Origin of the sequence: Micromonospora sp. NPDC004540 (assembly GCF_040610095.1) — a bacterium.
In the GTDB taxonomy this organism is placed as follows: domain Bacteria; phylum Actinomycetota; class Actinomycetes; order Mycobacteriales; family Micromonosporaceae; genus Micromonospora.
In genome coordinates this window covers 1-10,057 of the sequence record NZ_JBEXLR010000154.1, presented here as the reverse complement: position 1 = coordinate 10,057, position 10,057 = coordinate 1, and the positions used below count along the sequence as shown (strand labels likewise).

At 72.4% G+C, this 10,057-nt stretch carries 8 protein-coding genes; 6 read left to right on the top strand and 2 right to left on the bottom strand.

The features are described 5' to 3' along the window. Nucleotides 1-67: 67 nt before the first annotated feature. Nucleotides 68-967, bottom strand: a complete 900-nt coding sequence (locus ABZV78_RS30290) for a glutamate cyclase domain-containing protein (RefSeq protein ID WP_355644086.1) — start codon at nucleotides 965-967, stop codon at nucleotides 68-70. A gap of 243 nt (nucleotides 968-1,210) precedes the next feature. Between ABZV78_RS30290 and ABZV78_RS30285 the strand changes: the two genes are divergently transcribed. Together ABZV78_RS30285 and ABZV78_RS30280 are read left to right on the top strand one after the other, a co-directional pair. After that, entirely contained in the window at nucleotides 1,211-2,518 is a 1,308-nt protein-coding gene (locus ABZV78_RS30285; RefSeq protein WP_355644084.1) for an aminotransferase class III-fold pyridoxal phosphate-dependent enzyme, read from the top strand. Continuing rightward, the gene (locus tag ABZV78_RS30280; protein ID WP_355644082.1) at nucleotides 2,515-4,005 is read left to right on the top strand and encodes a CoA-acylating methylmalonate-semialdehyde dehydrogenase; all 1,491 of its coding nucleotides are present in this window, start codon (nucleotides 2,515-2,517) and stop codon (nucleotides 4,003-4,005) included. The genes ABZV78_RS30285 and ABZV78_RS30280 overlap by 4 nt, the downstream gene beginning before the upstream one ends. On the opposite strand, the gene ABZV78_RS30275 is transcribed toward ABZV78_RS30280, so the two are convergent. Continuing rightward, nucleotides 3,977-5,380 (bottom strand): acyltransferase, encoded by a 1,404-nt coding sequence (locus ABZV78_RS30275; RefSeq protein ID WP_355644080.1) that lies wholly within the window; start codon nucleotides 5,378-5,380, stop codon nucleotides 3,977-3,979. The genes ABZV78_RS30280 and ABZV78_RS30275 overlap by 29 nt on opposite strands. Before the next feature lie 212 nt (nucleotides 5,381-5,592). Here ABZV78_RS30275 and ngcE point away from each other — a divergent pair, with 212 nt between their 5' ends. From ngcE to ABZV78_RS30255, 4 genes are all read left to right on the top strand, one after another. Further along, nucleotides 5,593-7,011 carry an N-acetylglucosamine/diacetylchitobiose ABC transporter substrate-binding protein gene (gene ngcE, locus ABZV78_RS30270; protein WP_355644079.1) on the top strand — a complete coding sequence of 473 codons (1,419 nt, stop codon included), beginning with the start codon at nucleotides 5,593-5,595 and terminating at the stop codon, nucleotides 7,009-7,011. Between the two features lie 61 nt (nucleotides 7,012-7,072). Then, nucleotides 7,073-7,981 carry a sugar ABC transporter permease gene (locus ABZV78_RS30265; protein WP_355644077.1) on the top strand — a complete coding sequence of 303 codons (909 nt, stop codon included), beginning with the start codon at nucleotides 7,073-7,075 and terminating at the stop codon, nucleotides 7,979-7,981. Further along, entirely contained in the window at nucleotides 7,978-8,883 is a 906-nt protein-coding gene (locus ABZV78_RS30260; protein WP_355644076.1) for a carbohydrate ABC transporter permease, read from the top strand. The genes ABZV78_RS30265 and ABZV78_RS30260 overlap by 4 nt, the downstream gene beginning before the upstream one ends. Before the next feature lie 89 nt (nucleotides 8,884-8,972). Then, complete coding sequence (locus ABZV78_RS30255; protein WP_355644075.1) at nucleotides 8,973-9,533, top strand: hypothetical protein; 561 nt, start codon at nucleotides 8,973-8,975, stop codon at nucleotides 9,531-9,533. Nucleotides 9,534-10,057 lie beyond the last annotated feature (524 nt).

Sequence of the window (10,057 nt, the reverse complement as noted above, 5' to 3'; positions counted from 1 at the left end):
CCCGGCCGCCGGCCGCTGCCCGGCCCCGAGCGCCGCGCCGCCACCTGACCGGCGGGCCCGCCGGGGTTCAGTCCGCGGCCGCCACCAGCTCCGCGATCCGCGTCAGCGGCTCCGCGTACGCGGGCCAGTCCAGGCCGTCCACACTCGCCGTCGCCCGCCGGCGTACGCCGTCCACGGCGCCGGCCCGCGCCACGATCGCGGTCAGCACCTCGGCGGACCACTCGGGGCGGAGCAGGTCGCGCAGGGCGCGCACTTCGGGGCGCAGCACCGCCAGCGCGCCGACCAGCGCGGCGGCCGCCCAGTTGGAGGTGCCACCGACCAGCAGCGTCTCGCAGCCGACCACGCAGCGGATCCGCTCGCCCCGGTCGACGACCCGGGCCACCAGCTCGGCCGGCAGCAGGCCCATGCCCAGCTCGTTGCCGCCGTCGCCGATGCCGATCCGGAAGGCGGGCCCGGCGGTGAAGAGCCGGTCGAGCGGGGCGCTGTGCCCGCCGATGTCCTCGCCGCGCATGTTGCGGGGCCGGCCGTCGAGGCCCGGGCCGACCCGCTCGCACGCGATCACGTGCGACAGCCGCGCGTACCGGGGCAGCATGGTCGCGGCCCACTCGTCGTACCCCCGCAGTGGCGCCACGTCGAGCGGGACGCCGGGGGCGCCGGCGGCGATCGCGGCCTCGACCACCGGCGCGCAGGGCGCGTCGGTGACCAGCCGGGCCTGCCCGCCGAGCGCGCGCAGCGCGGCGGCGAGCTGCACCGCGCCGATCGGGCCGTCGGTCTCGGCGGCGGGCGGCTCGGCGCCGGGGATGAAGAACCCGGTCAGCACGGCGGCGTCCGGCGCGGGCCGGCCGGCGAGCGACCGGGCGGCGGTGAGCAGGCCCCCGGCCGTCGGTACGGCGAGCGCCTCGCTGCCCCGGCCCACCTCCCGGGCGGCGACCCGGGCCAGCTCGGCGACGGCTTCCTCGACCCGCATGACGCTCCCTCCGCCGGCGACGGGCCCAGGGTAGGCGTCCGGGTCCACTGCTGCGGATCCAGTGGCCGCGCGGCCCGATGACCAGCGGAACGGTGGGCGCGAAAGGAAACCGCGCCGGAAACCGCAGCGGGGTGGTTGACGTGGTGTCAGGCGGGCGGCCCCGCTGCGCTACACAGTGACAGTTGTCCCTGCCTCCGGGTGATGAGAGCGTGCGGGGACCAACCGCCGCTGAAGGGTGCGCCGATGACCTCCGACGACCTGCTGGCCCGGCATCGGGCCGTGCTCCCGTCCTGGATGCCGCTCTACTACGCCGAACCGCTCGAACTGGTCGCCGGCTCCGGCCGCCGGGTGACCGACGCGGCCGGGCGCAGCTACCTCGACTTCTTCGGCGGCGTGCTGACCAACATGATCGGCTACGACATCCCGGAGATCCGCGAGGCGGTCGAACGGCAGCTGCGCACCGGCATCGTGCACAGCTCGACGCTCTACCTGATCCGGCAGCAGGTCGAGCTGGCCGAGAAGATCGCCCGGGTCTCCGGCATCCCGGACGCCCGGGTCTTCTTCACCAACTCCGGCACCGAGGCCAACGAGGCGGCCCTGCTGGTCGCCACCAACTTCCGCCGCTCGCACCAGATCCTCGCGGTGCGCAACAGCTACCACGGCCGGTCGTACGCGGCCATGGGCGTCACCGGCAACCGGGGCTGGTCGGCCAGCGCGCTCAACCCGCTCCAGGTGGCCTGGCTGCACTCCGGTGAGCGGCTGCGCGGCCTGCTGGCCCGGCTCGACGAGAGCGACCGGATCGACGCCGCCGTGGAGGACCTGCGCGAGGTGCTCGCCACCCAGACCGCCGGCGACGTGGCCTGCCTGATCGCCGAGCCGATCCAGGGCGTCGGCGGGTTCGTGCACGGCCCGGACGGGCTCTTCGCCGCCTGGAAGAAGGTGCTCGACGAGCACGGCATCCTGCTCGTCTCCGACGAGGTGCAGACCGGCTGGGGCCGCACCGGCGAGCACTTCTGGGGCTACGAGGCGCACGGGGTCACCCCGGACCTGCTCACCTTCGCCAAGGGCATCGGCAACGGCTTCGCCCTGGCCGGCGTGGTCGGCCGGGCCGACGTGCTGGAGTCGGTGCCGGCCATCAGCTTCTCCACCTTCGGCGGCAACCCGGTCTCCACGGCGGCCGGCAACGCGGTCCTCGACTACCTGCTCGACCATGACCTCCAGGCCAACGCGGCGCGGGTCGGCGCGATCCTCGGCGACGGCCTGCGGGCCGCCACCGCCGGCCTCGACAACGTCGCCGAGGTCCGCGGCAAGGGCCTCATGCTCGGCGTCGAGTTCGTCCGTCCGGGCACCACCGAACCGGACCCGGCGCTCACCACCCGGGTCTTCGAGGCCTGCCGGGAGGGCGGCCTGCTGGTCGGCAAGGGCGGCCTGCACGGCAACGTGGCGCGGATGGGCCCGCCGCTGACCCTGACCGAGGACGAGGCCCGCGAGGGCCTGGCCATCCTGGTCGAGGCCATCCGCTCGTCCGTCGCCGCGGAGGTTGCCGCATGACCACCATCGGGCACTTCGTCGACGGGAAGCGGGTCAGCGGGGACTCCGAGCGGCGCGGGGACGTCTTCGACCCGGCCACCGGGCGGCGTACCGGGCAGGTGGCGCTGGCCTCCGCCGCGGACGTGGCGGGCGCGGTCGAGGCCGCCGAGCGGGCCGCCCGGTCCTGGCGGGACGCCTCGCTGGCCAAGCGGACCGCGGTCATGTTCGCCTTCCGCGAGCTGGTCAACGCCCGGCGCGACCGGCTCGCCGAGGTCATCACGGCCGAGCACGGCAAGGTCCTCGCGGACGCCGCCGGCGAGGTGCAGCGCGGCCTGGAGGTGATCGAGTACGCCTGCGGCATCCCCTCGGCGCTGCGCGGCGGGTTCAGCGAGAACGTCTCCACCGAGGTCGACTCGTACAGCCTGCGGCAGCCGCTGGGCGTGGTGGCGGTGATCTCCCCGTTCAACTTCCCGGTGATGGTGCCGCTGTGGTTCGTCCCGGTCGCGATCGCCTGCGGCAACGCCGTGGTGCTCAAGCCCAGCGAGAAGGACCCGAGCGCGGCGCTGCTGCTCGCCGAGTGGTTCACCGAGGCCGGCCTGCCGGACGGCGTGCTCAACGTGGTCAACGGCGACAAGGAGGCGGTCGACGCGCTGCTCGACCACCCCGGCGTCAAGGCGGTGTCGTTCGTCGGCTCCACCCCGGTGGCCCGGTACGTGCACCAGCGCGGCGCGCTGGCCGGCAAGCGGGTGCAGGCGCTCGGCGGGGCGAAGAACCACATGGTGGTGCTCCCCGACGCCGACCTCGACCTGGCCGCCGACGCGGCGGTCAACGCCGGCTTCGGCTCGGCGGGGGAGCGGTGCATGGCGATCTCCGCGCTGGTCGCCGTGGAGCCGGTGGCCGACGCCCTGGTCGCCCGGATCGCCGAGCGGATGGGCCGGCTGCGCACCGGGGACGGCCGACGCGGCTGCGACATGGGCCCGCTGGTCACCGCCGCGCACGCCGAGCGGGTCCGCTCCTACGTGGAGTCCGGGATCGCGGCCGGCGCGGTGCCGGTGGTGGACGGGCGCGAGGTCACACCGGACGGGGACGCGGACGGGTTCTGGCTCGGCCCGACCCTCTTCGACCACGTCAGCCCGGAGATGTCGATCTACACCGACGAGATCTTCGGCCCGGTGCTCAGCGTGGTCCGGGTCGGCTCCTACGACGAGGCGGTTGAGCTGGTCAATGCCAACCCGTACGGCAACGGCACGGCGATCTTCACGAACGACGGCGGGGCCGCCCGGCGCTACCAGCACGAGGTGGAGGTCGGCATGGTCGGCATCAACGTGCCGATCCCGGTGCCGATGGCCTACTACTCGTTCGGCGGCTGGAAGGCGTCCCTCTTCGGTGACCTGCACGCGCACGGCGCCGATGGCGTCGCATTCTTCACCCGGGGCAAGGTGGTCACCAGCCGCTGGCTCGACCCGCGCCACGGCGGGGTCAACCTCGGCTTCCCCACCCAGACCTGAGCAGCCGCAGCACCCCCGCCCCGGCCAGGTACGCCACCAGCGCCGGGGCGGGCAGCCCCAGCGGCTCGGGCGCGGCCTTGCGGGTGAGGCTGTTCAGCAGCAGCCCGGCGACGAGGCCGGCGTACCCGAGGGCGGCCAGCGCGGTGCGGAGCCGGCGGGCGCCCTCGCGGGCCGGACCGGTGGCGGACGGGCGGCGGGTGCGCGCCTCGATCGGGCCGAAGACGGCGACCAGCGCGGCCAGCACCACGGCGAGGGCCAGCAGCCAGGGGATCCGCCAGCCGTACCAGGCCGCCGAGCCGACCGGGGGAGTGGGCAGCACGCCGAGCGCGTCCAGCAGCCCGACCAGCAGCACCGCCGCGGTCAGGTGCCAGAGGAAGACGGTGAGCACCACGGCGTTCACCGCGATGACGGCCTGCCAGGGGCCGGACCGGCGCAGCCAACGCCCGGCCGGCTCCCGCAGCAGCACGATCAGGCCGAGCTGGGCGGTCGCCACGGCGAGCAGCGCCAGGCTCGGCGGGGCCGTGTTGTCCAGCCGCTCGCCGGGCACGTTGAGCATCGACACCGGGTACGGGCCGACCAGCGTCAGGAGCACCAGCGCGACCAGCCCACCGGCGAGCAGGGCCCACCCCGCCCGACGGGACAGCGGCAGCCGGCGCCGGCGCAGGCCGCGTGGCCCGGCGTCGACCGGCCCGGCCGGCCGATCGTCGGGGCGCCCGGCCGGGGCGCGGGTGTCGTACCAGGCGAAACCGAGCTGGTGCACCGCCAGCCAGCCGAACAGGTAGTTCCCGGTCGCCATCCCCTCCGGGCCGAATATCCGCCCCAGGTCGCCGAGCGCGACCAGGGCGACCAGCACCAGCGGCACGGCGAGCCCGAAGCGGCGGTGCAGCGCGTACATGGGCGGGGTCAGCGGCACCACCACCAGGTAGGCCACCAGGAACCAGAGCGGGATGGTGGCGAACCAGACCACCGTGCGGACCTGCGTGGGGTCGGCGCCGCGCAGGCTGGCCACCGCGGCGCCCGCCGCCAGCACCACCAGCAGCGCCGTGGTCGGCCGGACCAGCCGCGCGCTGCGGTCGACCAGCCAGCCCGTGGCGGTGCCGCCGCGGCTCCGGCGGGCGGCCAGCGACGCGGCGTTGGCGTAGCCGCCGACCAGGAAGAACACCGGCATCACCTGGGCCACCCAGGTCAGCGGCCAGGCCCAGGGCAGGTCGCCGAGGGCGGAGTGGCCGGTCGGGTGGCCGGCCCGGTCGTACCCGATGACGGTGACGCCCCAGTGGCCGAGCACGACCATGGTGATGGCGAGCGCCCGGAGCAGGTCGGCGTAGCGCTCCCGGGCGGCCGGCGTGCGCTCCGCGAGCTGCCGCAGGCGGCGCATGGGCCCAGGCTATGCCAGCCGTCGCCGCCCGGTATGGATAACGGTTCGGTCGTGAGGTCTTGTGGTCCGCGCCGCGCTGCCGTAGAAATTCTTCAGCAACATCAACTGAACTGAAGACAAGCAACAGCTGACAGCCCCCAGAGGCCTCGACGTCGCGACCGCCGTTCCCCCAGACTCCGGCCGGCCGCGCGCACCCGAACCGAGGAGATGCGATGAACAGGCGTGAGATCCTCCGGCGGTCCGCCGCCGCCGGCCTGCTGGCCACCCCCGCCGCCGGCCTGCTCGCCGGCTGCGCCACCTCCGGTGGCGACGACGACAAGGGCGACTCCGGCGCCTACAAGGGCACCAAGAGCGAGCAGAACCCGCTCGGTGTCAAGGAGGATGCCCCGCTCGAGGTGGTGATCTTCAACGGTGGCTTCGGCGAGGAGTACGCCAAGGCCCACGAGGCCATGTACAAGGAGAAGTACCCGAAGGCGGAGATCAAGCACGCGGCCACCCAGGAGATCAACAAGACGCTCCAGCCGCGCTTCGTCGACGGCACCCCGCCGGACGTGGTGAACAACTCCGGCGCCGGGCAGATCGACCCCAACGGCCTGGTCTCGCAGAACGCCCTGGCCGACCTCGGTGACCTGCTCGCCGCGCCCAGCCTCGACATCCCCGGCAAGACGGTCAAGGACACCCTGCTTCCCGGCGCCGTCGAGGTCGGCTCGTACGACGGCAAGTTCCTGGTGCTGAACTACACCTACACGGTGTACGGCATCTGGCACTCCACCAAGCTCTTCGCCGACCGCGGCTGGCAGTACGCCAAGACCTGGGACGAGCACATCGCGCTCTGCAAGCAGATCAAGGCCGCCGGCATCGCCCCCTGGACGTACGCCGGCGTGCACCCGCGCTACATGAGCTGGCCGCTGATCTCCACCGCGATCAAGCTCGGCGGGCCCTCGGTGGCGCTGGCCATCGACAACCTGGAGCCCAACGCCTGGAAGTCCGACGCCATGAAGGCCGCCGCGGACGCCTGGCACCAGATCGTCAAGGACAAGTACATTCTGGAGGGCTCGCCCGGCCTGGACCACAAGCAGTCGCAGACCGCCTGGTGCCAGGGCAAGGCCGCCTTCATCTCCTGCGGCTCCTGGCTGGAGAGCGAGCAGAAGGACGTCACCCCGGCCGGCTTCAACATGACCGTGGCGCCGACCCCGAGCCTGGGCAGCGGCGACAAGCTGCCGTTCGAGGCGGTCCGGGGCACCGCCGGCGAGCCCTTCATCGTCCCGGCCAAGGGCAAGAACGTGGCCGGCGGGCTGGAGTACTTCCGCACCATGCTGTCCAAGAAGGGCGCCCAGGACTTCACCAAGAAGGTCGCCAGCCTCACCGTGGTGGCCGGCGCGACCGAGGGCGTCGAGCTGCCGTTCGGGCTGACCACCGTGGTCAAGGCGCTCGAGGCGTCCGGCTCCAACGGCTTCAACTGGGTCTACAACAACTACTACCGCAAGCTCGAGCGCAACCTGGTCGACGCCGCCTGCGGCGAGTTCTTCAGCGGCCGGATCGGGCCGGCCGAGTTCCTCGACCAGTGCCAGAAGGGCGCCGACTCGATCGCCCAGGACAGCTCGATCAAGAAGTACAAGCGGGCCGCGTGACGTGCCCCGGTGGGGGTGGGTCCGCCCACCCCCACCGGTCGAACCAGGGAGGGGTCGCCCGGTGCGACATGGCAGATACCCGCTGATCGTCAGCTTCCTGCTGCCGCCGCTCGTGCTGTACGGCGTCTTCGTGCTCTCGCCGTACCTCCAGGCCTTTCAGATCTCGACCACCGACTGGCTGGGCTACTCCGCGCAGGCCGACCCGGTGGGCATGGCGAACTTCCGCACCCTGCTGCACGACGGCTACGTCTGGAACGCGTTGGAGAACAACGCGGTCCTGCTCCTCGTGGTGCCGGTGGTGACCATCGCGCTCGGCCTGTTCTTCGCCACCATGCTCACCATGGGCGGCCGCAAGGGCCGGGCCGGCGTGACCGGCGTCCGGGGCACCGCCGTCTACCGGCTGGTCTACTTCTTCCCGCAGGTGCTCTCGGTGGTGATCATCGCGCTGCTGTGGAAGGAGATCTACAACCCGCGCAGCGGCCTGCTCAACGGCGCCCTGCACGCGCTCGGCCTGCCCACCCCGGCCTGGCTGGGCGACCCCCGGTTCGCCTTCTGGTGCGTGCTCGCCGTGATGGTGTGGAGCAACGTCGGCTTCTACGTGGTGCTCTTCGGCGCGGCCATGCAGGCCATCCCGCGCGACATCTACGAGGCCGTGATGCTCGACGGGGCGTCCCGGGCCGTGATGCTGCGGAAGATCACCATCCCACTGCTCTGGGACACCGTCCAGGTGGCCTGGATCTACCTGGCCATCGCCGCGCTGGACGGGTTCATCCTGGTCCAGCTCATGACCAACGGCGGCCCGAACTTCTCCTCCGACGTGGTCGGCAACCGGATGTACGACACCGCGTTCGGCAGCGAGACCAAGTTCGGTTACGCCTCGGCGATCGGCGTGGTGATGTTCTTCCTGACCCTCTCGGTGGCGGTGCTGGCGCTGCGGGCCGCCCGGCGTGATCGGATCGAGTACTCATGACCAGTGTGGACTCCGGCACCCGGGCGGCCCCGGCGACGCTCGCCGAGCCGACGACCGGCCGGCCGCCGCGCCGCGAGCTGGGCGTGGCGAACGTCTTCTCGCACAGCTTCCTGCTGCTCTGGGCGGCCATGACCGTGCTGCCGCTGGCCTGGATGGTGCTCAGCTCGCTGAAGAGCAACGGTGAGATCCTGGCGGACCCGTGGGGGCTGCCCGAGGCGCTGCACCTGGACAACTGGGCGAGGGCCTGGACCAAGGCGCACATCGGCCGCTACTTCCTCAACAGCGCCGTGGTGGTGGCCGGCTCGCTGACGCTCACCATGCTCCTCGGCGCGGCCGCCGCGTACGTCTTCGCGCGCTACGAGTTCCGCGGCCGGCAGGTGGTCTACTACCTGTTCGTCGGCGGGATGATGTTCCCGGTCTTCCTCGCCCTGGTGCCGCTCTTCTTCGTGGTCCGCAACGCCGGTCTCTTCGGCACCTGGACCGGCCTGATCCTGGTCTACACCGCCTACTCGCTGCCGTTCACGGTGTTCTTCCTGACCGCGTTCTTCCGCACCCTGCCGACCGCGATCGCCGAGGCGGCGCTGATCGACGGTTGCGGCCACTTCCGGCTCTTCTTCCGGGTGATGCTGCCGATGGCGCGTCCGGGACTGATCAGCGTCGGCATCTTCAACCTCCTCAGCCACTGGAACCAGTTCCTGCTGCCGCAGGTGCTCATGCAGGGCGACGAGTCCAAGTGGATGCTCGCCCAGGGGCTCAACGCGCTCGCCGTCAACCAGGGCTACGCCGGCGACTACGCCCAGCTCTTCGCCGGCCTCACCATCGCGGTGCTGCCGGTGCTGGTGGTCTACGTGGCGTTCCAGCGGCAGATCCAGGCCGGCCTCACCGCGGGCCAGCTCAAATGAGGTGTTGGTTGCCACAGGCAACGGGGCAGCGCGACCGCTGAGGGCTCCTCTATCGTGGGCCGGCACCTTCACCGATCGACAGGAATCACATGTTCTTCCTCATCTACGACCTCCTGCTGCTGCTCGGCGGCATCGCGATGGTCGCCATCGGCATCGCCATCAAGGAGCAGGGCACCGGTGCCCGGATCCTCAACGTCGTCATCGGCCTGGCCTTCTTCGCCTACGGCTTCTACCTGATGTTCCTCTTCGAGGGCGGCTCCTACCGGATCTTCTTCTACGTCTTCATCCTGCCGATCCTGCTGATCGTGCGCGCGGTGAAGGCCCGCAAGGAGGCCCGCGAGCAGGCCGCGGCACACCAGTTCGCCGGCGCGCCGGGTCAGCCCGCCCCGTACGGCCAGGCGCCGCAGGGCCACTACGGCCAGGTCCCGCAGCAGCAGGGCCAGCCGGCGCCGCAGGCGCCGTACGGCCAGCCGGCCCCGCAGGGCCAGTACGGCCAGCAGCCCCAGGGCCAGTACGGCCAGCCGGCCCCGCAGGGCCAGTACGGCCAGCAGCCCCAGGGCCAGTACGGCCAGCCGGCCCCGCAGGGCCAGTACGGCCAGCAGGGCCAGTACGGCCAGCCGCAGGCGCAGCAGGGCTACCCGAACGCCTGAACCCTCGCACCGCAGCAGCGGGCCGGTCGACGCGCTGTCGACCGGCCCGCTGTTTCGTCACGGCTCCCGCCCAGCGCGCCAGGCCGGCGGGTCGGCTCGCGTAGCTGACCGATTTTGACCATCGATTCGAGCGCACACCAGATCTTGGCGACTTACCGTTGGCAGCGAACAGCAACTCACCAAGATCCGGCGGGCCCCGTCGCCGGGACGCGATTCGCGGCGTCCGAGGCGGGCCGGGCATTGCCCAGGAGCCGCTACGAACTTGATGACGTGGGTGACTCACCTGTCTGTGACCATGCGGCACTGCGGTGAATCACCTGCGACATCAAGTTGCCAGGCGCTGAGCAGGAGTCCGCCTACCGGCACGATGCCTCTGCGCGCCTCGGATCTGACGTCGGCAACGACGGGGGTGCGGCGGGCGCGCGGCAGGATCTCCCTCGTCGCGGCCGTGGTAGGCATCCGGGTCGAGCCGGGGCAGGCTCACCGGGGTGATCGACTTCGGCGGTCTCGGCCGCGGCGATCCG